Below are 24472 nucleotides of genomic sequence, written 5' to 3' on the forward strand. Positions count from 1 at the left end.
CACGCCGGTCGGCGGGCCGGGCCGCGTTCCGACGCGTCGGGCGGGCCGGCGGGCCGCCCCTCCCCCGCCCCGCACACCCAGGGCCCCCGCCGCGTGCACGCGACCCGGACGGCACCGGCGCAGGCCCCTCCTCCTGTCCCTCCGGACGCCCGAGCGCTCGTACGCCTGGACGCCCACGGCCGCGGGGCCCCGCCGGACGTCCGTACGGGCCGCCCGACGCTCGGCGGTGCCCCCGCCCGCCGGCCGGCCGTCAGTCGCAGCCGCAGCCGCTTCCCGCGGCCACCGGCAGCGGCTCCGGCACGCCGATCTTCGGCAGGCCCAGCATCACGCCCGCCGGCTTGGCGGCCTCCGCCGCGTTGCGCTTCTCCCAGGCGTCGCCCGCGCGCGTGCGGCGCACGGCGAGGACGGGGCCCTCGGCGAGGAGGTGGTGCGGGGCGGCGTACGTGACCTCGACGGTGACGACGTCGCCGGGGCGGACCTCCTGGTCGGGCTTGGTGAAGTGGACCAGGCGGTTGTCGGGGGCGCGGCCGGAGAGGCGGTGGGTGGCGCCGTCCTTGCGGCCCTCGCCCTCGGCGACCATCAGCTCCAGCGTGCGGCCGACCTGCTTCTTGTTCTCCTCCCAGGAGATCTCCTCCTGGAGGGCCACCAGCCGTTCGTAGCGCGCCTGGACGACCTCCTTGGGGATCTGGCCGTCCATGGTCGCGGCGGGGGTGCCGGGGCGCTTGGAGTACTGGAAGGTGAAGGCCTGGGCGAAGCGGGCCTCGCGGACGACGTGCAGCGTCTGCTCGAAGTCCTCCTCGGTCTCGCCGGGGAAGCCCACGATGATGTCGGTGGTGATCGCCGCGTGCGGGATCGCGGCCCGCACCTTCTCGATGATCCCCAGGTACCGCTCCTGGCGGTAGGAGCGGCGCATCGCCTTCAGGACCGTGTCCGAGCCGGACTGGAGCGGCATGTGCAGCTGCGGCATGACGTTCGGGGTCTCGGCCATGGCCTCGATCACGTCGTCCGTGAAGTCGCGCGGGTGCGGGGAGGTGAAGCGGACCCGCTCCAGTCCCTCGATCTTCCCACAGGCGCGCAGCAGCTTGCCGAAGGCCTCGCGGTCGCCGATGTCGGAGCCGTAGGCGTTGACGTTCTGGCCGAGCAGCGTGATCTCCGAGACGCCCTCGCCGACCAGGGTCTCGATCTCGGCGAGGATGTCGCCGGGGCGGCGGTCCTTCTCCTTGCCGCGCAGCGCCGGGACGATACAGAAGGTGCAGGTGTTGTTGCAGCCGACGGAGATCGACACCCAGGCCGCGTACGCGCTCTCGCGGCGGGTCGGCAGCGTGGAGGGGAACGCCTCCAGCGATTCGGCGATCTCCACCTGCGCCTCCTCCTGGACGCGGGCGCGCTCCAGCAGGACGGGCAGCTTGCCGATGTTGTGCGTGCCGAAGACGACGTCCACCCAGGGCGCCTTCTTCACGATGGTGTCGCGGTCCTTCTGCGCGAGGCAGCCGCCGACCGCGATCTGCATGCCGGGGCGCGAGGTCTTCTTCGGCGCGAGCCGGCCGAGGTTGCCGTAGAGCCGGTTGTCGGCGTTCTCCCGGACCGCGCAGGTGTTGAAGACGACGACGTCCGCGTCCCCGTCCGACCCCTCGGGCGCCCGTACGTATCCGGCCTCTTCGAGCAGCCCGGCCAATCGCTCCGAATCGTGGACGTTCATCTGGCACCCGTAGGTGCGGATCTCGTAACTCTTGGGGGCGGGAACGTCCACTGCCGGGCTCCGGTCGCTGCTGCTGGTCATGCGTTCCAGGGTAGGCGGTCCGCGAGCGGCGGTGTCCCGGAGTTCCCAGGTGGCACGGCCGCCCGGCGCGGCGGTCAGGGACGTTGACACGCCCGCCCCGGCCCCCTGTGACGGCAGTCACAGGGGTTCGGTCGTGAGGTGTCCGCGAAGGCCCCGTGGGGCAGGAGAGGTTTTCCGCCAAAGGGCGTCCGAAAGCCCGGACGCGCGTGTGCAAAAGGGCGGACGACCTGCTTAGGTGGGTCGGCAGCTTGCCCCCGGGACACGGTCGTCTCCGTACCGGCAAAGCCTTCCGGGGTCACACCGGACCACTTCACCGGCGAGGAGGTCTTCGAGCGAGTGAGACGCCACAGCGAGTCCGCCGTCGCCCCCGACGCCTCCGGGACGGGGAGCCGCCGCGGCCCTTCCGGCCGGTGAGACCAGCGAACGGGGGTGACGGCAGATGAGGAGAACGAGCGAGCACACGGCCCTGCAACGCCGGTGTGCCGCGATTCTGCGTGATCTCGGGGTGGATCGGTCGCTCACCCTGGAGGCGCTCCGCGCGCGGGTGGAGGAGATGAGAGGCCGTCCGCTCGTGCTCAGGGAGCTGCCCGAGGAGGCGGCGGCCACCGGGGCCTGCGGGTTGTGGCTGGGCACCCGGGACGCCGACTACGTCTTCTACGAGACCAGGACGGCCCCGCTGCACCAGGAGCACATCATCCTGCACGAGATCGGCCATGTGCTGTGTGACCATCACCGCGGCTTCACGGACGAGGGCGCACGGCTGGCCGGCCGCCTCCTGGACGCTCCCACGCCCCATCTCGTCAGGCGGCTGATGGCCAGAACCAGTTACACGACCGTCGAGGAACAGGAAGCCGAGATGATCGCCAGCCTGATCCAGAGCGCCGGGAAGACCGGCCGGGTGGCCGGCCCCCTGGGGCGTCTCGGCGCGTTCCTGGGAGTGACCGCCGATGCCGGTGAGTGAGCTGGCGGCCCGGCTCGGACTCGTCGGCGTCATCGTCCTGTGGTGCGCCCTCGTCCTGCGGGCGCGGCCGGCGCTGCGCGAGCCCCGGCTGCGGGGACTGTGGATCACCGTGCTGGCCGCGACCACGGCCATCACGCTCTTCCAGCGCGGGGTCGTCACCGCGCTGGCCTCCGTCGGCGTCCCGGTCCACACGGTGTCGCTGCTGCGCAATCTGACCGGTGTGCTCAGCGCGGGGCTGGTCCTGCTCTTCGTCGTGGACTGCCGGCGCTCCCCGCGGCTCCGCACCTCGGTCGCGGTGGGGCTGACGGCGGCCCTGCTGTCCCTGCTGGTGCTGGATCTGCTGGGGGCCGGCCAGCCGGTCACGGGGGCCGCGTCGGCGCAGCGGCCCGCGTCCGCGACGACCGCCTACTGGCTGATCCTCAGCGTCGCCCACCTGCTCGGCGACGCCGTCGCCGTCGTGGTCTGCTGGCGGTACAGCCTGCGCACGACGGAACGCGATCTGGTGTGGTCGCTGCGGCTGTTCGCGGCGGGCAGCGTCCTCGCCCTCGTCTTCTGGTGCGGATACCTCGGTCATCTCTACGGCCTCGCCCCCGCCCTGCTGCCCTGGCTGTCCATGGTGATGGGCGCGCACGGCCTCCTGCGGGCGGCGTCGCTGCTGGTCCCCACCGCGACCGCGCTCACCCGGTCGGCCGCCGCGCTGCGGACCTCCTGGCGGCTGTGGCCGCTGTGGCGGGACCTGGTGACGGCGGTGCCGCACGTGGCGCTCGCCAGTCCCCGGCGGACCCGGCTCCAGGAGGTGCTGCGGCCGCGCTATCCGCTGGTGCTCCAGGCGCACCGGCAGACCATCGAGACGTACGACGCGCTGCTGACGCTCCAGCAGTACGTCCAGCCGGACGCCTACGAGAGGGCGCACCGGCACGCCCGGCGGGCGGGGGTGCCGGAGGACCGTCTCGCGTGCGCCGCGCTGGCCGGCGCCGTGGGCCAGGCCCGCCGCGCGGTGCTGGTCGGCGTGCCGCCGTCGGACCCGCGCCCGCTGCCCGGTGTCACCCACGGCAGCCCCCAGACGCTGCTGGGGATCGCCCGGATGTGGCCCGCCATGACCGACGCGCTGCCCTGTCGCGCGCGGACCTCGCCGGCCGCCGGGCACGCCGAACCGCGCTGACGGCGGCCGGGCTCAGCCGGCGGCGGCGCCGCGTGGCGTGATCCGGTAGTCGAAGCCGAGGGTCCCGGGGTCGAGGGCCGTCGCCCCGCCGTCCACGGTGAGCACCGCCCCGTTGACGTAGGAGGCCGCAGGGGACAGCAGCCAGGCGATCGCCTCCGCGACCTCGCGGGGCTCGCCGGGGCGGCCCTGGGGCAGCAGCCTGGTCGCCTCCGCGTAGGCGTCCTCCGTGCCGCCGGGCAGGTGCTCCTCCTCGGCGAAGCGGGCCATGCGCCGGTCGGCCATCTCGGTGCGCACCCAGCCCGGGCAGACGGTGTTGGCGCGCACGCCCTGCCGGCCGTAGTCGACGGCGACGGAACGGCACAGCTGCAACAGGGCCGCCTTGGAGGTGGCGTACGGGGCGTTGCCGGTGCCGTTGCGCAGCGCGGACACCGACGCCACGGCGACCACCGCGCCCTTGGACTCCAGCAGGTGCGGGATGGCGGCGCGCAGCAGGAGCAGCGGGCCGGTGAGGTTGGTGCGCATCACCTCGTCCCAGTCGCGCAGCGACATGTCGCCGACGGCGCCGCCGCGCCCGATGCCCGCGTTCAGCACCACTCCGTCGAGCCGTCCGTACGCGTCCAGGGTCGCCCGGACGAGCCCCTCGACCGCGTCGGGGTCCCCCATGTCCGACGGATGCGCCAGCGCGCCGGTCTCCCGCGCGAGGCGCTCCAGCGGCTCGGTCCGCCGACCGGAGACGACCACGTGGTGCCCGGCCTCGGCGAGCAGCCGGGCCGTGGCCTGCCCGATGCCCGAACCCCCGCCGGTCACGACGACAACCCTTTTGTCCTCCACCAGTTCCGGCCCCTTCACCAAGATCGACGAATTCGCCCAGCGGGTCCGAGCTTAGGGCCCGGTGATCTTCGGGTGACGAGTTCCGGCCAGCGCACCGGGGCGGCATGGCGATCCGTCCCGCGCGGCCGGCTGCGGTACCGGTGCACGCGCGACCGCCCGCCGGAGGGCGATCGCGGCGCCGGGGCCGCGCATCCCCTCTTCACCGGCGAGTTCACGCCGAGTTGCCGCCCGGGACCGGCGGGCGCCCGGGGCGGTGCCGGACGCGCCGTCGTGCGCCTGGGCAGCCGCCGTGGCGCCCGACGCCGCCGGAGGCCTCCCGGCCGGTGGGCGTCATACCGGTCGTCATCAGGAGAAGCCGTGTGCGCGATGCCCTGTGAATCGTAAGATCGGGGATCTCGTGGGGGGAGGTGGTCAATGGGCAGGCGGCGCCCTGACACGCCGACGCTGGAGGAGGTGGCCGCCCGCGCCGGAGTGGGCCGGGGCACGGTCTCCCGCGTCGTCAACAACGCGGCGGGGGTGAAGGACTCGACACGCCAGGCCGTGCAGCAAGCCATCGCCGAACTGGGGTACGTGCCCAATCTCGCGGCCCGGACCCTGGCCGGCCGGCGCGCCGACGCGATCGCGCTCGTCGTGACGGAGCCGGACTGGCGGCTGTTCGCGGAGCCGTTCTTCTCGGAGATCGTCAGCTCGCTGGGGGACGCGCTGGCCGACACCGGGATGCAGTTGCTGCTGACGATGATCCGCTCGGACACCGAACGGAAACGGTTCCTGGAGTACGCCCGCGGCGGCCGGGTCGACGGCGCGCTGCTGATCTCCGTGCACGCCGACGACTCCCTGCCCGACATGCTCGCCGAGGCCGGGCTGCCGACGGTCATGCTGGGCCGCCGCTCGGGCGACGAGCACGTCAGCTACGTCGACGCGGACAACGCCGGGGGCGCCCGCAGCGCGGTCACCCACCTGCTGGCCACGGGGCGCAAGGCGATCGCCACGATCACCGGGCCGCTCGACATGTACGCGGCCCAGTGCCGGCTGCGCGGCTACCGCCAGGCGCTGGCATCGGTCGGGCTGGGCACCGACGCGTCCTGGATCGCCGAGAGCGACTTCACCGAGGAGAGCGGCCGGCGTGCCATGGCCGCGCTGCTGGAACGGCACCCGGAGATCGACGGGGTGCTCGCCGCGTCGGACACCACGGCGGCCGGTGCGCTGGGGGCGCTGCGGGCGGCGGGGCGGCGGGTGCCGGAGGACGTCGCCGTCATCGGTTTCGACGACTTCCCGCTGGCCGAACAGACCGAGCCCCGGCTGACCACGGTCCGCCAGCCCCTGACCGACATCGGCCGGGCCATGGTCCGGCTCCTGCTGGAGGAAATCGACGAACCGGCGGTGGCCTGGCGGCACGTCATCCTCCGGACGGAACTGATACGCCGCGATTCGGCCTGACGGGAGACCGGCTCGGAGGGTGCCCGGACGGAGGTCCGGGCACCCTCCGCACACGGCCGCGTGTGCGGGCGGGCCGGCGAAGGCGCGTCGCGGCCGCCGGCAGGGACATGCGCCCACCTCCACTCCGGGAAGGATCCGCGCGGCCCCGGCAAGGAGCGCACCCACGGAAGCACGGCGCCTGACGCAGACACGCACTGCCCCAGGGCCGGTTCGGTGGCGGCTCGGCCGACGGCAGCCGGGTACGGCGACTGCCGGCTCAAGGCGAGACGAGCACGGAGACATGGACGGACAGGACCCGGGCAACCCCCGCGCACGGCCTCCAGCGACGAGCCCACCGACGGGAACACGGGACCTGACGCAGGCACGGCTCCGCGGTGGTTCGGCCGACGGCAGCCGGGTACGGCGACTGCCGACTCACGGCGAGACGAACACGGAGACATGGACGGACAGGACCCGGGCAACCCCCGCGCACGGCCTCCAGCGACGAGCCCACCGACGGAGGCACGGGACCTGACGCAGGCACGGCTCCGCGGTGGTTCGGCCGAGGGCAGCGGGATGGGGCGACATGCGGGCGGCGGTGCCCACGTGCGGCGGCGCGAACGGCTCACGGCGCGGCGGCGGCGACGGTGCACAGCGGCGCCGCCCGCACCACGCGCGTGCGGACGGCCGCTTACGCCCCCGCACCGGTCGGCCGCCCCTCCGCCGCGCCCCTGGCGAACGGGGGCACGTGCGGCCGCGTCGAGGGCCGCCCCGAGGTGTTGTACGCCGCTGTCGTCGGCCACGCGTCGCCGTCAGGCCGCGCCGTCCGAGGCCGCGTGACGCGCCAGGCCGCGCGGCGCCGTCAGCCGCCTTCGACGCGGCCCCGCACCCCGCCGGCCGCACCGCGCCCGCCACGCCCCGAACCGGCCGTCGCCCCCGATTCCGGGAGCGCTCCCAGTCAGCGGCGCCGGGAAATCGTCGGGCCTCAGCCGTCCCCACCTGCGCCTTCGAAACCTCTTCGACACATTCCCCGCGCGACACCTTGTCAGGGGCATGAACTCTCCCTACAGTCCCTGCCCAACGGAGGTAATGGGAGCGCTCCCATTCTGCGCTGGGAGCGCTCCCGCATCCGACCGTCCCCGAGAGGACCCGCATGCGACCGTCAACGCACTCCGCCCGTGGAGCGAGTGGCCTGATCGGCGCGCTGCTCGCCGCGCTCGCCGCACTGGCGGCCCTGCTCACCACGGCCCCGGCGGCCCAGGCCGACACCGCGATCTGCGAACAGTACGGTTCGACGACGATCCAGGGCCGTTACGTCGTCCAGAACAACCGCTGGGGCACCAGCGAGGCCCAGTGCATCAACGTCACGGACAACGGCTTCCGGATCACCCAGGCCGACGGCTCGGTGCCGACGAACGGCGCCCCGAAGTCGTACCCGTCCGTCTACAACGGCTGCCACTACACCAACTGCTCGCCCGGAACCAGCCTTCCGGCCCAGCTCGGCACCATCTCCAGCGCACCCACCAGCATCTCGTACTCCTACGTGAGCAACGCGGTGTACGACGCCGCGTACGACATCTGGCTCGACCCCACGCCCCGTACCGACGGCGTCAACCGGACCGAGATCATGGTCTGGTTCAACAAGGTGGGCTCCGTCCAGCCCGTGGGCTCGCAGGTCGGCACCGCCACCGTGGCCGGGCGCCAGTGGCAGGTGTGGTCCGGCAACAACGGCTCCAACGACGTGCTGTCCTTCGTCGCCCCGTCGGCGATCAGCAGCTGGAGCTTCGACGTCATGGACTTCGTCCGGCAGGCCGTCTCCCGCGGGCTGGCGCAGAACAGCTGGTACCTGACGAGCGTCCAGGCCGGCTTCGAGCCCTGGCAGAACGGTGCCGGACTCGCCGTGACCTCGTTCTCCTCCACCGTCAACACCGGCGGCAGCGGACCCGGCGGTCCCGGGAACCCCGCGGCCTGCCAGGTGACGTACGGGACCAGCGTCTGGTCCGGCGGCTTCACCGCCGACGTCACCATCGCCAACACCGCCGCCACCCCGGTCGACGGCTGGCAGCTGGCGTTCACCCTGCCCGCGGGGCAGCGCGTCACCAGTGCCTGGAACGCGGGGCTCACGCCGTCGTCCGGCGCGGTCACGGCCACGAACCTGGCCCACAACGGGCAGATCGCGGCCGGCGGCCGGGTGTCCTTCGGCTTCCAGGGCACGTACAGCGGCACGTTCGCCAAGCCCGCCGGATTCAGCCTCAACGGAACCGCCTGCACCACCGCGTGACGCGCGCCCCCGCGTCCCGTCCCCCACGCACCCTGCCCGAGGAGCACACATGAGGAATCCACCGGACGAGACCCTCCCGGGGCGTACCGTCCGCCCGATCCAACGGAAGGAGACGATCGTGGCCCGACGCGGCAGGCTCCTGTCGGTCGTGGCGGCCTTGTCGACCCTGCTGGCCGCGCTCGGCCTGGCCCTGCTGGGACAGGGCAGCGCGAAGGCGCACGGGGTGGCGATGCTGCCCGGCTCCCGTACGTACCTGTGTTACCTGGACGGCCGTACGGGAACCGGCGGGATGAACCCGTCCAACCCGGCGTGCAAGGACGCGCTGGCCAAGAGCGGGGCGACGGCGCTGTACAACTGGTTCGCCGTACTCGACTCCAACGCCGGTGGCCGGGGGGCCGGTTACGTTCCGGACGGCACCCTGTGCAGCGCCGGCGACCGGTCGCCGTACGACTTCTCCGCGTACAACGCCGCCCGCTCGGACTGGCCGCGCACCCACCTGACCAGCGGGGCGACGATCCAGGCGCAGTACAGCAACTGGGCGGCCCACCCGGGTAGCTTCCGGGTCTACCTCACCAAGGCCGGCTGGTCGCCCACCACTCCGCTGCGCTGGGCCGACCTCGAACTGGTCCAGACCGTCACCAACCCGCCCCAGCAGGGCTCGGCCGGCACCGACGGCGGCCACTACTACTGGGACATGAAGCTGCCCTCCGGGCGCTCCGGTGACGCCCTGATGTTCATCCAGTGGGTCCGTTCGGACAGCCAGGAGAACTTCTTCTCCTGCTCCGACGTCGTCTTCGACGGCGGCCACGGCGAGGTGACGGGCATCGGCGGCTCCGGCACCACGCCCACACCGACCCCGACACCTACCCCCACCCCGACCCCGACCCCGACCCCGACGCCCACGGACCCGCACACCGGTTCCTGCATGGCCACATACTCCGTGGTCAGCGCGTGGAACGGTGGCTTCCAGGCGTCCGTCGAGGTGATGAACCACGGGACCGCGCCGCTCGACGGCTGGGCCGTGGCCTGGAAACCCGGCACCGGCACCAAGATCAGCAGCCTGTGGAACGGGACGCAGAGCACCGCCTCCGACGGCACGGTCACGGTCCGCAACGCGGACCACAACCGGGTGATACCGGCCGACGGCACCACCACGTTCGGCTTCACCGCCACCTCCACCGGCAACAACCTGCCCGCCGGAACGATCGGTTGCGTCACGGCCCAGGGCACTTCCTGAGGACCGTGCGCCAGGCGCCGCCTCCCCGGCCCGCACCCGGGGAGGCGGCGCGTTCCGTTTGCCGCCGTCCCACCGAGGAGGGCGTGCGTCCTGTTTCGGCCACCCGGATGGGGACATTGACAAGGCGGGTACGCACACCGAAGCATTGCTGGGCACGTCTACGGCACCTCACTAGTTCCCGGGCGGCACACGCGGCCCGTCGTCAAGGCAGGTACCGATGACCACGAACCAGCTGTTCGCCCTCTTCTGCGACCTCGCCCTCATCATCGTGCTCGCCCGAATACTGGGCGCCGTGGCACAACGCTTCTCCCAGCCCGCGGTCATCGGGGAGGTGCTCGCGGGCATTGTGCTCGGCCCCACTCTTCTCGGCCATTCCGCGCCGGAGTTCCTGTTCCCCACCGACATACGTCCGATGCTCACCGCGCTCGCCGATGTGGGCATGGCCGTTTTCATGTTCATCGTGGGCCTGGAACTGGACCGGAAGATCCTGCGCGGCACCGGAAAGCTGGCCGCCACCGTGGCGGTCTCCTGCATTCTGCTGCCGTTCGGACTCGGCAGCCTGCTCGCCCTGATGCTGGCCGACGACCACGCCCCGGACCACCGGCTGAGTTTCGTGCTCTTCATGGGCACGGCGATGTCGGTGACCGCCTTTCCCGTCCTGGCCCGCATTCTCACGGACCGGAAGATGCAGCACACCCCGATCGGCGGGCTGGCTTTGGCCTGCGCCGCGATCGGTGACGTGCTCGCCTGGTGCATGCTCGCCGCCGTGGTCGCCCTGGCCGGCGGAGGGGGCGGCGACCAGTGGCTCCTGGTGCTGCTCGTGCCGTACGCCGCCGTGATGGTGTGGGTGGTCCGCCCGCTGCTGCGCAGGCTGGTGGCCGCCGGCGGCAACCGGCTGACGTCCTCGGTGCTGACGGTCGTCCTCGCGGGACTGCTCGTCTCCGGTGCGATCACCGAGCGGATCGGCCTGCATTTCATTTTCGGCGCGTTCCTCTTCGGGGTGGTGATGCCGAAGGAATCCACGGAGCGGCTCCGCGCGGACATCATCGACCGGATCGGCCATGTGAGCGGTCAGCTCCTGCAACCGGTCTTCTTCATCATCGTGGGCCTGAAGGTCGATCTCTCCGACCTGGGAGGCTCCGGCTGGCTGGACTTCGCGTTCATTCTGCTCGTGGCGGTCAGCGGGAAATTCCTCGGCGCGTTCCTGAGCGCCCGGGCTTTCGGTGTCACGACACGCCAGTCGGCGGTGCTCGCCACGCTGATGAACACGAGGGGGCTCACCGAGCTGATCATTCTGACCGCCGGTCTGCAACTCGGCGTGCTCGACGAGCGGTTGTACTCCCTGATGGTCGTGATGGCCGTCGTGACGACGGCGATGGCCGGGCCGCTGCTCGCCGTCCTGCGGCCCCGCGCCCTGGCCGACCAGGAACCCGTCATCCCGGTCCGGGACGCCCAGCCGCCGGCCACCAAGCGCTGAACCCGTCCGGTTCCGGCCTGGCCGCCGCTCCGGCCCCGTCCCCGGCGGCCGGGGCGTGCGAGGCGTTCACCGTCCTCCGGTTGCGGGTGACGGCGGGGTCGGGGGATGTCCTACCGGGGCCCGGGTCGCCTTCGGGTGGAGCTGGGTCATCCGGGTCACCTTCGTCAAGAATCTCGTCAAGGACGGCAGCGGTCTCGCCTTCGACGACGGTCACCCGAGGTCGGCCACGATCCGCCGCTCGGCGCGCGCGGCCGGCTCGGCGGCACGGCGAGTCCGCGGGCGCTCAGGGGCGGGGCGCGCCGAACACCGCGTCATCGCTCCGCGCAGGAGTCCGGACGGCCTCACGCTCCGGGCGGCGGCGAACGGGGCACCCGGAGTGTGAGGCCGTCCGCCATCCGCCGCCGTCCGCCAGGACGGACCCGGTCCGGTCGCCGACGTCGATCCCGCGCAGCGACGCGGCCCGCTTCGTCGTGCCGGGCCACTCTCACGCACGCGCCCTCACCGGCCGAAGTCCGCTCCGAACGCGCCCAGTTCGTTCCGCATCTCGCGTCGGGCGCGCCGCAGCCGGCCCCAGAGTTCGTCGATGCTCTCCCGAACGGCCTCCGCCGAGTCCCCGGCGCGCGGGGCGCCGTCGTCCAGGCGGCGGAGCATGCCGTAGACCGCCCCCAGGTCGTGGCTGAGGTCGGCCACGAGGGCGAGCACCCGCTCCGGCAATCGCATCTGGGCCTCGGCGTAGACGCCGCGGTACTGGTCGCGGGCCTCCGTGAGCCGCTGCCGTACGAGCCGCAGCTCCTCGTCCCGGCCCAGCGCGTGCACCTGGTCGGTCAGCGCGGCGAGGTACTGCCGCGCCGAGGCGTTCAGGGCGACGGAGCAGGCGCGCAGTTCCTGGGCGTGCCGACGTCGTTCCCGCACCCGTTCGGCGCGGTCCAGCTCGCGCCGTCGGCCGCGGTCGGCCGCGCGCTGGGTCAGCAGCGCGGACAACAGCGTCCCGACGACTCCGACGACCGCGACCAGGGGCGCGGTCACCTCCCCGACGTCCACCCCGCCTCCACACCGTAGTTCCGCCACGTTCAGGAAAGCAGCGGTGTGCGCCGGAGTGAACGGCCGGCCCGGACCTCGCCCGGTGTTCGCCCCGCCGCCGACCAGGCAGGACGGCCGCGGCGGCGCCCCCGGGCCGCCCGGATCCGCGGCCCGCCGCGGGAGGGCCTCCCGGAAACCGGTTGGAGGTCGCCGCTCCGCCATGCCTACAGTCGCCCCATGACCACACGGACCTTCCGCATCACCGTCCGCGGCGCCTTCGACGGCCTCACCGAGGCCCAGCGCGCCGCCCTGCTCGCCGACGCCGCCGAACACGACGTCCTGCGGGCCGCGTTCACACCCGAGGGGACCCTCACCTACGACATCGCCGCCCGGCCCGCGTTCGTCTTCCGCTTCTCCGCCACGGGCGAGAAGGAGGAGGACATCCTCGCGGCGACCGAGCGGGCCGAGCGGGCGGCCACGTCCTGGCTGACCGGGCGCGGCTACGGCTTCAAGCACCTGCGGGCCACCGCCGAGGACCTCTCCCAGGCACCCCTGGGCAAGCGGCAGCGGCGCGCCGCCCGGGCGCCCGGCTCCTGAACCGCGGCCATAAACTTGAGTAGTCAAGGAGTCGGCAAGAGAAGGACGGGGCGGCAGCGATGAGCGAGGAAGCGCTGGACGCGGCGCTGCGGCTGGTACGGGCCCAGGCGGCGCTGGTACGGCGGTTCGACGCGCGGCTCGGCGGGCTGCACGGCGTCAGCCTCGCCGACTTCACGCTGCTGCTCCGGCTGGCCGGGGCACCCGGCGGCCGGATGCGCCGGGTCGACCTGGCCGAGGCGCTGGGGCTGACCGCCTCCGGGGTCACGCGCGGGCTCGCCCCGCTGGAGCGGATCGGGCTGGTGACCCGGGAGCCGGACGCCCGGGACGCGCGCGTGGCCTACGCGGCGCTGACCGGGACCGGGCGGCGGCTGCTGACGGAGATGCTGGCCACGGCGCAGGAGACGGCCGCCGAGGTCTTCGCCGCCCCGGCCTGGCCGGCGGCGGACCTCGCCCGCCTCACGGACCTGCTGACCCGCCTGGGCGGCACGGGCCTGACGGACCGCTGACGGGCGCCGCCGCGCCGCCTGGCGTGCCCGGCGTCCCGGAGCCGGCCGTGGGCGTCAGGCCCCGTCGCCTCCCGGTATCCAGCCCTGGCGGCGCAGTACGGCGGAGACGTCCGGCGCCCGGTAGTGCTCGCCCTTGAGCACCTTGCCGTCGGCGCGGCGGGCGACCTGGCCGTCCGGGCCGCGCTTGCTCATGTTGGCGCGGTGGATCTCGGCGATCACCTCGTCGAGGTCGATGCCGTGCACCAGGGCCGTGCCGTAGGCCACGTACACCACGTCGGCCAGCTCGTGCGCGAGCCGGTCCAGCGGCCCCCGGACCGCGACCTCGGCGACCTCCGCGGCCTCCTCGGCGAGCAGTTCGCCCCGGTGGGCGGCCAGGGCGGGGTCCACCTCCGTCGGCGTGGCGCGGACGTCGAGGCCGAAGGCGCGGTGGAACTCGTGGACGAGACGGGCGGGCGAAGTGCTCATGCGGCGACTCTAACGGGCGGCACCGACAACGCCCCGCGGCCGTGGTCGCCGTGCCCCCGGCCCTGGTCAGCCCCGTACCCGGGCTGGCAGGATCGCCGCATGTCCAAGACGTTCCCCCGGGTCGGCAGGCGCACGGCGCTCCAGGGCACGGCCGTCGGAGTCGTGGTGCTCGGGCTGCTGCTGTGGTGGCTGCTGCCCCTCGGTGACGAGCCGCCGAGCGGGACCATCGTGTTCAGCACCGGTACGTCCCGCGGGGTCTACCAGGAGTACGGCGAGCGGTTGCGCACCGAGATGGACCGGGACATGCCGGGGCTCACGGTGAAGCTGCTCACCAGCGCCGGCTCCCAGGAGAACGTGGAGCGGGTGGCGACCGGACGGGCCGACTTCACCATCGCGGCGGCCGACGCGGTGGCGGCGTACGAGCTGCGGCACGGCAGCGGCGCCGGACGGCTGCGCGGGGTGGCCCGGCTCTACGACGACTACGTGCAGCTCATCGTGGCCCCCGACTCGGACATCAGGAACGTCGCGGACCTGCGGCACAAGCGGGTGGCGATAGGGCTGCCCGATTCCGGGGTGCGGTTGATAGCCGAGCGGGTGCTGCGGGCCGCCGGCATCGATCCGCGCAAGGACATCACCCCGGCCGGGTACGGCATCGACGTCGGGCCGGCGCGGCTGCGGGCGGGGAAGGTCGACGCCTTCTTCTGGTCCGGCGGACTGCCCACGAAGGGGCTGGCCGGGCTGGCGAAGAAGGGCGCCTTCCGGTTCGTACCGATAGACGACGACCTGGTCGCCCGGCTGCACCGCCAGGGCGAGAGCGCGCGCTACTACCGGTCCACCAACATTCCCGAGTCGGCCTACCCGGAGGCGCAGCAGAACGCCCCGGTCCCGACGATCGCCGTGTCCAACGTGCTGATGACGCGTACGGACGTCGATCCCCGGCTGACGGAGTGGGTGACCCGCACGGTGATCAAGAGCCGGGACGGCATCGGCGCCCACGTCCACTCCGCGCAACTGGTCGACCTGCGCACCGCCATCTACACCGACCCCCTCCCCCTCCAGGAGGGCGCCCGGCGCTACTACCGGTCGGTGAAGCCCTGACCCGGCCCTCCCGCCGTTCGGTGCGGCCCTGCCCGGCCGCCGCGTGCGCGTCACCCCGGCACGCGCGCGTGGGGGGCTCGGCGCGCGCGTGGGGGGGCTCGGCACGCGTCCCCGCCCCCGCGACGGCCGCCCCGCCGCCTAGTCGGCGCCCGCGCGGGCCCCGGCGCTCTCCGCGTGCCGGGGCAGCCGGACGGTGACCCGCAGTCCCCGCGGGTCGTGGTGGGCGTAGTCGATCGAGCCGCCGCCCGCCGCGAGCAGGGCACGGGTGATGGACAGGCCGAGGCCCGAGCCCTTCACGTTCTGGTGCCGTCCGCTGCGCCAGAAACGGTCGCCCACGCGCGCGAGTTCCTCGTCGGTGAGGCCGGGGCCGGTGTCCGTGACGACGACCGTGGTGGTGTCGCCGTCCGCGGCGACGGCGACCTCGACGGTGCCGCCCTCCGGGGTGAACTTCACGGCGTTGTCGATCACCGCGTCCAGGGCGCTGGACAGGGCGATCGGATCGGCCCAGGCGGTGGTGGGCGGGCAGTCGCCGGTCAGCCGGACCCCCTTGGCCCGGGCGGCCGGTGCCCAGGCGGCCACCCGTTCCCCGGCCAGCGCGCCGATGTCGGTCAGCGCGAGGTCGGCCTCGGCGTGCTCGGCCAGCGCCAGGTCGAGCAGGTCGTCCAGGACCCGCGCGAGACGCTTGCCCTCGGTGCGCACCGAGGCGATCTCGGGATTGTCCTCGGGCAGTTCGAGCGCCAGCAGTTCGATGCGCAGCAGCAGCGCGGCGAGGGGGTTGCGCAACTGGTGCGAGGCGTCGGCGACGAAGGCGCGCTGCTGTTCCAGCACGGCCTCGACGTTGTCCGCCATCTCGTTGAACGACCGGGCCAGCCGTCTGAGTTCCGGCGGGCCCCCGGCGACGGCGACGCGGGACTTGAGCCGCCCGGTGGCGATGTCGTGCGTGGTGGCGTCCAGGACCCTCACCGGCTTGAGCACCCAGCCGGTCAGCCTGAGCGCGGCGCCCACGGCGAGCAGCATGGCCGCGATCTCGCCGGCGCCTATGACCAGCCAGCCGCGCAGGATCCGGGACCGCAGCTGGCCGGTGGGCGACTCGGTGACCACGACCGCGACGACGTCCCCGTCCCTGATCACCGGCGAGGCGACGACGAGCCGGCTGCGCTGCCAGGGCCAGGCCTGCGGCGGATCGTGGCTGCGCCGGCTGAGCAGCGCCTCGTCGAACGCCCGGCGTACCTCGCCCGTGCTCGGGACGGACCAGTCCTCGGGCGCGCTGGCCATCGCCACCGTACGGTTGCGGTAGAAGACGCCCGCGCGGATCCCGTAGACGTCGTAGTAGCTCGCCAGTTCGCTGCGCAGGCTCTCGCGGCGCTCGTCGGTGGTGGTGCGGCGGGACCCGCCGGGCCCGTCGGTGACGAACTGGGCGAGCGCGGCGAACCGGGCGGTGTCGTCGATCCGGTCGACGACGACGCCCTGCTGCTGGGCGGCGGCCAGGCTGCCGGCGAGCGGGATGCCGAGCGCGAGCAGTACGGCCGCCAGCAGCACGATGAGCAGCGGGAGGAGACGTGTGCGCACCCGTCCCCGCTAGGCGGCCGGGGCGACGAGCCGGTAGCCGACGCCGCGCACGGTCTCGATCAGCGCCGGCATGCGCAGTTTGGCGCGCAGGGAGGCGACGTGCACCTCCAGGGTGCGGCCGGTGCCCTCCCAGCTGGTGCGCCAGACCTCGCTGATGATCTGTTCCCGCCGGAAGACCACGCCGGGGCGCTGCGCGAGCAGGGCGAGCAGGTCGAACTCCTTGCGGGTCAGCTGGATCGGCGTGCCGTCCACGCTGACCTGGCGGGTGGGCAGTTCGATCCGGACGGCGCCGAGCAGCAGGGCGCTGTCGCCGCCGGCGACGGGGTCCTCGTGGACGGTGCGCCGGCTGACGGCGTGGATCCGGGCGAGCAGTTCCCCGGTGTCGTACGGCTTGACCACGTAGTCGTCGGCGCCCAGGTTGAGGCCGTGGATGCGGGAGCGGACGTCGGCGCGGGCGGTGACCATGATCACCGGCGTGCTGGTGCGCTTGCGGATCTTGCCGCAGACCTCGTAGCCGTCCTGGTCGGGCAGGCCGAGGTCGAGCAGGACCACGCCGAAGCCGTTGCCCTCGGGGACGAGCGCCTGGAGGGCCTCCTCGCCGCTGCGCGCGTGGGTGACCTGGAAGCCGTGGCGCGCCAGGACGGCCGACAGGGCCGCGGCGACGTGGTTGTCGTCCTCGACGAGCAGCAGTCTCATCCCCGCCCCCTCCGGTTCAGCGGTCGTACGGTCTCGGTTTCCGTCCGCCTTGTAGATCACGGGCACGCGCGCGTGCACCATGGCAGTGACGCCGATGGACTAGGACGGCGTCAAGAGCCTTCAGGTTGCCCGCGTCTTCCGTTATCCGGCCGATACGCGCGCGGGCCACAAGTGCCACGGCACGTGTCCGATTGCTACCGGATCGTGATGCTCAAGTCTCCCTCAGATGTGATGACGCAGGTCACAGCCCCTCACTACTGTCCTCGGAAACCCGAGGAGGACGGAGCCCGAGAGCGATGACCAAAGTATCGGTGGCCAAGGAAGACGTGGCCACGTCCGACGAACTGGTCGTCCTGAAGAGCGTCAACAAGCACTTCGGCGCGTTGCACGTGCTCCAGGACATCGACCTGACGATCGCCCGCGGCGAGGTCGTCGTGGTCATCGGGCCCTCCGGGTCCGGTAAGTCGACGCTGTGCCGCACCATCAACCGCCTGGAGACGATCGATTCGGGCGCGATCACGATCGACGGCAAGCCCCTGCCGCACGAGGGCCGGGAGCTGGCGCGGCTGCGGGCGGACGTCGGGATGGTGTTCCAGTCGTTCAACCTGTTCGCGCACAAGACCGTGCTCGAGAACGTGATGCTGGGTCAGGTCAAGGTCCGCAAGGCGGACAAGAAGCAGGCCGAGGAGAAGGCCCGGTCGCTGTTGGACCGGGTCGGCGTGGGCACCCAGGCCGACAAGTACCCCGCCCAGCTGTCCGGCGGTCAGCAGCAGCGGGTCGCGATCGCGCGGGCGCTGGCGATGGACCCGAAGGTCATGCTGTTCGACGAGCCGACCTCCGCCCTCGACCCCGAGATGATCAACGAGGTCCTGGAGGTCATGCAGCAGCTCGCGCGCGAGGGCATGACGATGATCGTCGTCACGCACGAGATGGGTTTCGCGCGGTCGGCCGCGAACCGGGTCGTCTTCATGGCGGACGGCCGGATCGTCGAACAGTCCTCGCCCGAGCAGTTCTTCAGCAACCCGCGCAGCGACCGGGCCAAGGACTTCCTGTCCAAGATCCTGCACCACTGACCGGCACGGCCCCGCCGCCCGCGCCTCAGGGACGCGTTCCCCACCACTCAGAAGGATGTTCACGATGAAGCTCCGCAAGGTCACCGCCGCCTCGGCCGTCCTCCTCGCCCTCTCCGTGGCCGCCACCGCGTGCGGCGGCGACAAGGACGACAAGGGTTCCGACGGTGGCAAGAAGATCACCGTCGGCATCAAGTTCGACCAGCCGGGCATCGGCCAGAAGACGCCGCAGGGTTACTCGGGCTTCGACGTCGACGTGGCCACCTATGTCGCCAAGAAGCTCGGCTACAAGGACGACCAGATCGAGTGGAAGGAGTCGAAGAGCGCCGACCGCGAGACCATGCTGCAGCGCGGTGACGTCGACTTCATCGTCGCGTCCTACTCGATCACCTCGGAGCGCCAGAAGCTGGTCGACTTCGCCGGCCCGTACCTGCTGGCCCACCAGGACGTACTGGTCCGCGCGGACGACGCGTCCATCAAGTCGGCGCAGGACCTGAACAAGGCGCGGCTGTGTTCGGTCACCGGCTCCACCTCGGCGCAGAACGTCAAGGAGAAGCTGGCCCCGAAGGCGCAGCTCCAGAAGTACCCGACGTACTCGGCCTGCCTGACCGGCCTGCAGAACAAGGCGATCGACGCCCTGACCACGGACGACTCGATCCTCGCCGGCTACGCCTCGCAGTCCCAGTTCAAGGGCAAGTTCAAGCTCGGCGGCCTGAAGATGACGAACGAGAACTACGGCATCGGCGTCAAGAAGGGCAGCGACCTCAAGGGCAAGATCAACAAGGCCCTCGAGGCGATGGTCTCCGACGGCTCCTGGCAGCAGGCCGTGGACAAGAACTTCGGCCCGGCCGGCTACAAGAACGAGCCCGCCCCGAAGATCGGCGAGATCAAGAGCTGAGGCAACGCCCGGCGGGTGCGCCGTCCGTGAGGGCGGCGCACCCGGGCATCCCTACACGCGGAAGCGCGGGAGAACGTGTTCGACTTTCTTGACGACTACGACGTACTGGGCGCCTTCTGGACGACGGTGCAGCTGACCCTGCTGTCCGCCGCGGGCTCCCTGATCTGGGGCACCCTGCTGGCCGCCATGCGGGTGGGCCCGGTGCCGTTGATGCGCGGCTTCGGCACCGCCTACGTGAACATCGTGCGGAACATCCCGCTCACGGTGATCATCCTGTTCTCCTCGCTCGGCCTGTACTCCACGCTGGGCGTCAGCCTCGGCGCCAGCGACAACATTGACGCGGTCAACTTCCGGCTGGCGGTACTGGGGCTGATCGTCTACACGTCGGCGTTCGTGTGCGAGGCGATCCGGTCCGGAATCAACACGGTCCCGGTCGGCCAGGCGGAGGCCGCGCGCGCCATCGGCCTGAGCTTCACCCAGGTGCTGTTCCTGGTCGTGCTGCCGCAGGCGTTCCGGGCGGCCGTCGGCCCGCTGACCAACGTGCTGATCGCGTTGACGAAGAACACGACGGTGGCGGCGGCGATCGGCGTCGCCGAGGCGGCACTGGTGATGAAGGACATGGTCGAGAAGGAGGCGCAGCTGCTGCTGATCTCCGCGATCATCGCGTTCGGCTTCTGCTGCCTGACCCTGCCGACCGGCCTGATCCTCGGCTGGGTGGGCAAGAAGGTGGCGGTGAAGCGATGAGTTCGATCCTGTACGACGCCCAGGGGCCCCGTGCCAAGCGGCGCAACGTCCTCTACACGGTGCTCTTCCTCGTCGCCCTCGCGGCCGTCGTCTGGTGGGTGTACTCCGCCCTCGACGAGAAGAACCAACTGGCCTGGGCGCTGTGGAAGCCGTACTTCGGCGGCGGTACCGAGGCGTACTCGACGTACATATGGCCGGGCCTGGAGAACACCCTGAAGGCCGCGGCGCTGTCGATGGTCCTCGCGCTGCCCCTGGGCGCCGTCCTCGGCATAGCGCGGCTGTCGGACCACGCCTGGGTGCGGGTGCCGGCGGCGGTCGTCGTGGAGTTCTTCCGCGCGATCCCCGTCCTGGTCCTGATGATCTTCGGGCTGGCGCTCTTCGCCCAGTACACCGACGTGAACTCGGACGACCGTCCGCTCTACGCGGTCGTCACCGGCCTGGTGCTGTACAACGCGTCGGTCCTCGCCGAGATCGTCCGCGCGGGCATCCTCGCCCTGCCGAAGGGCCAGTCCGAGGCGGCCATGGCGATCGGCCTGCGCAAGGGGCAGGTGATGCGGGTCATCCTGCTGCCGCAGGCGGTCACCACGATGCTGCCGGCGATCGTCAGCCAGCTGGTGGTCATCGTGAAGGACACCGCGCTCGGCGGTGCCGTCCTCACCTTCCCCGAACTGCTCGCCTCGGCGAACACCATGAGCGGCTACTACGGCGCCAACACCATCGCCTCCTTCACGGTCGTCGCCGTGATCTACGTGATCATCAACTTCTCGCTGACCTCGTTCGCGAGCTGGCTGGAGGGCCGGCTGCGGCGGCGCAAGAAGTCGACCGGCGCGGTGCTGAGCGTCGAGGAGACGGCCGGCATCGCCGGCCACGCGGGCACGGGAACCTCGGCCTGACGACGGGTCGGGGCCGAACGCACCACCCGGGGGCAGTGGCGTGAGCGCCACTGCCCCCGGTCGCTTGACGCGAACTCTGCCAATGGGTTGCATACGTTTTGTGATCGTGCACCCCGCTCCTCCTTCCTGTTCACTTGTCTGCGTCAGGGCATCGTCACGGGCAGGGGGCGTCGCACCATGGACCCGGTGATCATCGTCGGAGCGGGGCCCGTCGGACTCACGCTCGCCCTGCTGCTGACCCGTCAGGGCGTCCCCGTGGTCGTGCTGGACGAGGGTCCCGGCAAGGACGAACCCCGCCCGGCGCGCACCGTCGTCCTGCGCGAGGACACGGCCGCACTGCTGGCGCGGCTGATCGGAGTGCCGCTCGACGGGTACGGCGTGCGCTGGGCCGGATGGCGGTCCGTCAGGCGCAAGCAGGTGACGACCGAGATCGCCTTCGCCGAGGACGACCCCGCCGCGCCGCTGCACATCGCGCAGCACGTCGTGACGAACGCCTTGCGCGCGGCCCTCGCCGGCGAACCGCTGGCCGAGATCGCCGTCGACAGCCGCCTGGACGCCGTCGAGCAGGACCGGTCCGGCGTCACCGCGCACACCCGGGATCCCAAGGGCACGTGGTGGCGCGGCGCTTACCTGGTCGGCTGCGACGGCCCCCGCTCGACCGTGCGCAAGCTCCAGGACATCCGCTTCCCCGGCCGTACGGCGGTGGAGCGGCACGCGGTCGCCGCGCTGCGGACGGAACTTCCCTGGGAGGGCCGTGCGTTGCTCCACCGGACGCCGCCGTGGCGGTCGTCCGGGCCCTCGGCCGGGGAGGTGACCGCCCGCCCCCTCCCGGACGGCGCCTGGCGCCTGGACTGGCTGCTGCCGCCGGGCAAGGAGCTGGTCACGCCCGAGATCCTGCTGACCCGGATCCGCGAGACCCTCACGGGCTGGACGGGCAGCGACGCGCCGGCGTACGACCTGCTCGACACCGGTGTCCACACGGTGCACCACCGGCTGGCCCGCCGCTGGCGCGCCGACCGGGTCTTCCTCGCCGGGGACGCGGCCCATCTGCTCGGCGCGTTCGGCACCCAGGGGCTCGACGAGGGCCTGCGGGACGCCGACAACCTCGCCTGGAAGCTGGCCGCGGCCTGGCACCACGGCCCCCACGAAGCCCTGCTGGACAGCTACCAGACCGAGCGGCGCGCGGTGGTCGCCGCCCGGCTGCGCGCCGCCGACCAGGCGCTGCCGGTGCTGCGCGGCGGCGGACTGCGCGGCATCGTCCCCGGCGCCGCCCGCGGGCACGACGCGCAGTTCGCCGACGGCCACCTGGGACGCGGGGCGCTGGGCGCGACCGGCACGTACGCCGGTTTGCCGCTCACGCCCCCGCGGCTGGAGGCGGAGATCCCCGTCGGCACCCCGCCCGGCGCCCAGGTGACCGACGTCCGGGTCACGGCGGAGGACGGCTCCTTCGTCCGGCTGCGGGACCGGCTCGGCCGCGGCGCGCTGCTGGTCGTGCTGATCGCGCCCGGTACGGGGGTGTGGGACCGCAAGCACTGGGTGTCCGCCGGGGTGATGCCCCGGCTGGCGGCGGCCGTGACCGCGCTGCCGCACCCCGCCGAGCTGCTGGTCGCCGAGAGCTACCCGGGCGCGCCGGCGCACAGCGTGCTGCTGGTACGCCCCGACGGTCACCTGGTCACCGCGCTGAGCGGGGTCCGCCCGGCCGACCTGTACACGGCGGCGCAGGCCACGCTGGGCGGCCCGGCACCGGAGCCGGAGGCGGGGGCGGGGGCGGAGCCGGAAGAAGCTCAGGCCGAGGAGCGAGCGAACGAACGGACGGCGGCGGCGGAAGCGGGTTCGAGCCTGCGCTGACCCTCCGGGCCGGGCACGCGCTCCCGTCTTAGGCCGAGCCTCCGCGCCGGGCGCGCCCTGGGAGAAGCCGGGCCCCGGGCCACGCCTGCCGAGCGGGGGCGGCCGGCGCCGGATCCCGCCGGGCTCCGAGAGAGGGCGGGTCGCCTGCCTGCTCCGTGCGGGAGGGCGGGCACGCGCCCACTGCCGGCACGCCGGCGCCGGGCGCCGTGCGGGAGCACCGGGCTCCGACTCCCGCCCCGCACCAGTGACGTCCACCCCCGGCCCGAGCGGCGCCGCGCGGGCGGCATTCCCCTACGACCAGCGCCCGGCCGGGGAAGGGGCACGTCACCGGCCCGCGCGGCACTGCCTGGACGGCATCCCCCTACGACCAGCACTCGACCCTGGGATGGGGTACGTCACCGGCCCGCGCCGGCACCGAGTGGAGGCACACGCCCACTGCCCGGCACGCCAGCGCCAGCGCCAACGCCAGGCGGGGGGGGCGGTTTCAGCTGCGCGCCAGGCGCGGAGAGCGGACGCCAGGCTCCGGGTTCCCGGGCGTGAGTGGCTCCGTTTCCGCCGACGCGGCGCCACGTGGGGGACACCGTCCACGGCCTGCTCCGGACGCCGGGCCAAAGCCTGTTCCCGGGCCGCGCCGACCGCCTGTTCCCGGGCCGCGCCGGCGCGTGAGCCGGGAGGGCGCCCCTTCCGCCCGCGCCGGGCGCCGAGCGGGAGGCATGTGCCTCCGGCCTGCGCTGATCGCGCGCTCCCGCTGCCCGTCCACGGGATGACACCCGGTTGACCGAGGTGGGCCGGCATGCTGTACTCCGGATCGTGACCGACACCTACGTGCGCCTGTGGCGGAGGGTCCACATGGACCTCGTCCGCTACGCGGGCTGCGTGTGTCGCCCGTCCTGCTGAATTCGCTCCCTCTCCCCACCGGGCGTCGTCGTGCGCCCGTTTCCGCGAACTTCCCAGGACGGTGTGCCCGTGTCTGTCCCCTCCTCCCCGCCCTCCCCCCTGTCCGCCGCCACCGCCGCGCCCACGCAGGCGGACCTCCTCGACTTCGTCCGGCGCACGGCGGCCGACGCCGAGCTGATCGCCTCCCTCCCGCTCGACCCGGAGGGCCGTACGTGGGTCCGGCTGGAAGGCCCCGGCGGCAGCGAGGCCTGGCTGATCGGCTGGCCGCCCGGCACCGGCACCGGCTGGCACGACCACGCCGACTCGGTCGGCGCCTTCCTCACCGCCTCGGGCGAGCTGACCGAGAACTCCCTCGCCGCCCGGCTGCCCACCGACGGCTGGAAGACCCTGGAGCTCACCGACGGTGTGGACCGCGTGCGCCGGCTCCCCGCGGGACAGGGCCGCGCCTTCGGCCGCCACCATGTGCACGAGGTGCTCAACGAGTCCCGCGACCGACACGCGATCTCCGTCCACGCCTACTACCCGCCGCTCCCCCATATCCGTCGTTACAGTCGCAGCGGCCAGGTGCTGCGCCTGGAGCAGGTCGAACGCCCGGAGGACTGGCAGTGAGCCACCACACCGGCACACAGCCGCCCGGCATCGACGAGGTGCTGGAGCGGGTCCGGGCGGGCTACCGGCGCATCGAGGCACGGGAGGCGCACCAGGCCGCCCTCCTCGGTGACGCGCTGCTCGTCGACATCCGGTACGCGGCTCTGCGCGAACGGGACGGTCTCATCCCCGGTGCCGTTGTGGTCGAGCGCAACGAGCTGGAGTGGCGCCTCGACCCCCAGGGCAGCCACCGCCTCCCCGAGGCCACCGGACACGACTTGCGTGTCGTGGTGATCTGCAACGAGGGGTACGCCTCCAGCCTCGCCGCCGCCTCCCTCCACCAGCTGGGCCTGCACCGGGCGACGGACCTGGTGGGCGGTTTCCAGGCGTGGCGGGCGCAGGGCCTGCCGGTGGAGCCGGCGACGGCCTGAGGACGGC

The 24472-nt window shown here is 72.9% G+C and carries 23 protein-coding genes and 1 pseudogene; 18 read left to right on the forward strand and 6 right to left on the reverse strand.

What is annotated here, in order from left to right; translation table 11 throughout:
- Nucleotides 1–250: 250 nt before the first annotated feature.
- Complete coding sequence (miaB, locus tag ACZ63H_RS10805; protein WP_469863589.1) at nucleotides 251–1780, reverse strand: tRNA (N6-isopentenyl adenosine(37)-C2)-methylthiotransferase MiaB; 1530 nt, start codon at nucleotides 1778–1780, stop codon at nucleotides 251–253.
- Nucleotides 1781–2285: 505 nt separating this feature from the next.
- On the opposite strand from miaB, the gene ACZ63H_RS10810 reads away from it, so the two are divergent.
- Together ACZ63H_RS10810 and ACZ63H_RS10815 are read left to right on the forward strand one after the other, a co-directional pair.
- Nucleotides 2286–2741 carry a regulator component gene (locus tag ACZ63H_RS10810; RefSeq protein WP_469863590.1) on the forward strand — a complete coding sequence of 152 codons (456 nt, stop codon included), beginning with the start codon at nucleotides 2286–2288 and terminating at the stop codon, nucleotides 2739–2741.
- Complete coding sequence (locus tag ACZ63H_RS10815) at nucleotides 2728–3903, forward strand: MAB_1171c family putative transporter (RefSeq protein ID WP_469863591.1); 1176 nt, start codon at nucleotides 2728–2730, stop codon at nucleotides 3901–3903. Before ACZ63H_RS10810 ends, ACZ63H_RS10815 begins: the two co-directional genes overlap by 14 nt.
- A gap of 12 nt (nucleotides 3904–3915) precedes the next feature.
- Here ACZ63H_RS10815 and ACZ63H_RS10820 read toward each other — a convergent pair whose 3' ends face one another.
- On the reverse strand, nucleotides 3916–4734 hold the full coding sequence (locus ACZ63H_RS10820; RefSeq protein WP_469863641.1) for an SDR family NAD(P)-dependent oxidoreductase: 819 nt from the start codon (nucleotides 4732–4734) through the stop codon (nucleotides 3916–3918).
- Between the two features lie 414 nt (nucleotides 4735–5148).
- On the opposite strand from ACZ63H_RS10820, the gene ACZ63H_RS10825 reads away from it, so the two are divergent.
- The 5 genes and pseudogenes from ACZ63H_RS10825 to ACZ63H_RS10845 form a co-directional block, all read left to right on the forward strand.
- A complete protein-coding gene (locus tag ACZ63H_RS10825; protein ID WP_469863592.1) occupies nucleotides 5149–6171 on the forward strand; it encodes a LacI family DNA-binding transcriptional regulator in 1023 nt (340 codons plus the stop codon).
- Between the two features lie 1132 nt (nucleotides 6172–7303).
- Entirely contained in the window at nucleotides 7304–8431 is a 1128-nt protein-coding gene (locus ACZ63H_RS10830; protein ID WP_469863593.1) for a glycoside hydrolase family 12 protein, read from the forward strand.
- A 118-nt stretch (nucleotides 8432–8549) separates the two neighbouring features.
- A complete protein-coding gene (locus tag ACZ63H_RS10835) occupies nucleotides 8550–9668 on the forward strand; it encodes a lytic polysaccharide monooxygenase (protein WP_469863642.1) in 1119 nt (372 codons plus the stop codon).
- A 217-nt stretch (nucleotides 9669–9885) separates the two neighbouring features.
- Nucleotides 9886–11145, forward strand: a complete 1260-nt coding sequence (locus ACZ63H_RS10840; RefSeq protein WP_469863595.1) for a cation:proton antiporter domain-containing protein — start codon at nucleotides 9886–9888, stop codon at nucleotides 11143–11145.
- Nucleotides 11146–11293: 148 nt separating this feature from the next.
- Nucleotides 11294–11362: pseudogene (locus ACZ63H_RS10845) on the forward strand (SCO4848 family membrane protein); the annotation flags it as partial.
- Between the two features lie 281 nt (nucleotides 11363–11643).
- Here ACZ63H_RS10845 and ACZ63H_RS10850 read toward each other — a convergent pair.
- A complete protein-coding gene (locus ACZ63H_RS10850) occupies nucleotides 11644–12186 on the reverse strand; it encodes a hypothetical protein (RefSeq protein WP_469863597.1) in 543 nt (180 codons plus the stop codon).
- Between the two features lie 216 nt (nucleotides 12187–12402).
- On the opposite strand from ACZ63H_RS10850, the gene ACZ63H_RS10855 reads away from it, so the two are divergent.
- Both ACZ63H_RS10855 and ACZ63H_RS10860 read left to right on the forward strand, forming a co-directional pair.
- Nucleotides 12403–12762, forward strand: coding sequence for a DUF6204 family protein (locus tag ACZ63H_RS10855; protein ID WP_469863598.1), 360 nt, complete (start codon nucleotides 12403–12405; stop codon nucleotides 12760–12762).
- Nucleotides 12763–12821: 59 nt separating this feature from the next.
- Nucleotides 12822–13268, forward strand: coding sequence for a MarR family winged helix-turn-helix transcriptional regulator (locus ACZ63H_RS10860; RefSeq protein WP_469863599.1), 447 nt, complete (start codon nucleotides 12822–12824; stop codon nucleotides 13266–13268).
- 54 nt (nucleotides 13269–13322) lie between these two features.
- Here the strand turns inward: ACZ63H_RS10860 and ACZ63H_RS10865 are convergent, their stop codons facing one another.
- Entirely contained in the window at nucleotides 13323–13733 is a 411-nt protein-coding gene (locus tag ACZ63H_RS10865) for a pyrophosphohydrolase domain-containing protein (protein ID WP_469863601.1), read from the reverse strand.
- 99 nt (nucleotides 13734–13832) lie between these two features.
- Between ACZ63H_RS10865 and ACZ63H_RS10870 the strand changes: the two genes are divergently transcribed.
- Nucleotides 13833–14831: a TAXI family TRAP transporter solute-binding subunit gene (locus ACZ63H_RS10870; RefSeq protein WP_469863602.1), complete on the forward strand. Its 999-nt coding sequence runs from the start codon at nucleotides 13833–13835 to the stop codon at nucleotides 14829–14831.
- A 138-nt stretch (nucleotides 14832–14969) separates the two neighbouring features.
- Here the strand turns inward: ACZ63H_RS10870 and ACZ63H_RS10875 are convergent, their stop codons facing one another.
- Nucleotides 14970–16400 carry a sensor histidine kinase gene (locus ACZ63H_RS10875; protein WP_469863604.1) on the reverse strand — a complete coding sequence of 477 codons (1431 nt, stop codon included), beginning with the start codon at nucleotides 16398–16400 and terminating at the stop codon, nucleotides 14970–14972.
- A 9-nt stretch (nucleotides 16401–16409) separates the two neighbouring features.
- A complete protein-coding gene (locus ACZ63H_RS10880) occupies nucleotides 16410–17096 on the reverse strand; it encodes a response regulator transcription factor (RefSeq protein WP_469863605.1) in 687 nt (228 codons plus the stop codon).
- A gap of 296 nt (nucleotides 17097–17392) precedes the next feature.
- On the opposite strand from ACZ63H_RS10880, the gene ACZ63H_RS10885 reads away from it, so the two are divergent.
- The 8 genes from ACZ63H_RS10885 to ACZ63H_RS10920 all read left to right on the forward strand — a co-directional run bounded on the left by ACZ63H_RS10885 (nucleotide 17393) and on the right by ACZ63H_RS10920 (nucleotide 24465).
- The gene (locus ACZ63H_RS10885; protein ID WP_467942196.1) at nucleotides 17393–18169 is read left to right on the forward strand and encodes an amino acid ABC transporter ATP-binding protein; all 777 of its coding nucleotides are present in this window, start codon (nucleotides 17393–17395) and stop codon (nucleotides 18167–18169) included.
- 64 nt (nucleotides 18170–18233) lie between these two features.
- Nucleotides 18234–19064 (forward strand): glutamate ABC transporter substrate-binding protein, encoded by an 831-nt coding sequence (locus tag ACZ63H_RS10890; RefSeq protein ID WP_469863607.1) that lies wholly within the window; start codon nucleotides 18234–18236, stop codon nucleotides 19062–19064.
- A 75-nt stretch (nucleotides 19065–19139) separates the two neighbouring features.
- Complete coding sequence (locus tag ACZ63H_RS10895; RefSeq protein ID WP_469863608.1) at nucleotides 19140–19808, forward strand: amino acid ABC transporter permease; 669 nt, start codon at nucleotides 19140–19142, stop codon at nucleotides 19806–19808.
- Nucleotides 19805–20701 (forward strand): amino acid ABC transporter permease, encoded by an 897-nt coding sequence (locus tag ACZ63H_RS10900; protein ID WP_469863609.1) that lies wholly within the window; start codon nucleotides 19805–19807, stop codon nucleotides 20699–20701. The genes ACZ63H_RS10895 and ACZ63H_RS10900 overlap by 4 nt, the downstream gene beginning before the upstream one ends.
- Nucleotides 20702–20878: 177 nt before the next feature.
- Entirely contained in the window at nucleotides 20879–22549 is a 1671-nt protein-coding gene (locus tag ACZ63H_RS10905) for an FAD-dependent monooxygenase (protein WP_469863611.1), read from the forward strand.
- Nucleotides 22550–23374: 825 nt separating this feature from the next.
- The gene (locus ACZ63H_RS10910; protein WP_309544753.1) at nucleotides 23375–23446 is read left to right on the forward strand and encodes a putative leader peptide; all 72 of its coding nucleotides are present in this window, start codon (nucleotides 23375–23377) and stop codon (nucleotides 23444–23446) included.
- Nucleotides 23447–23515: 69 nt separating this feature from the next.
- Nucleotides 23516–24055: a cupin domain-containing protein gene (locus ACZ63H_RS10915; RefSeq protein WP_469863612.1), complete on the forward strand. Its 540-nt coding sequence runs from the start codon at nucleotides 23516–23518 to the stop codon at nucleotides 24053–24055.
- Nucleotides 24052–24465 (forward strand): rhodanese-like domain-containing protein, encoded by a 414-nt coding sequence (locus ACZ63H_RS10920; RefSeq protein ID WP_469863614.1) that lies wholly within the window; start codon nucleotides 24052–24054, stop codon nucleotides 24463–24465. Before ACZ63H_RS10915 ends, ACZ63H_RS10920 begins: the two co-directional genes overlap by 4 nt.
- The last annotated feature ends 7 nt before the right edge of the window (nucleotides 24466–24472 follow it).

It is taken from the genome of Streptomyces sp. NPDC104831 (assembly GCF_055583025.1).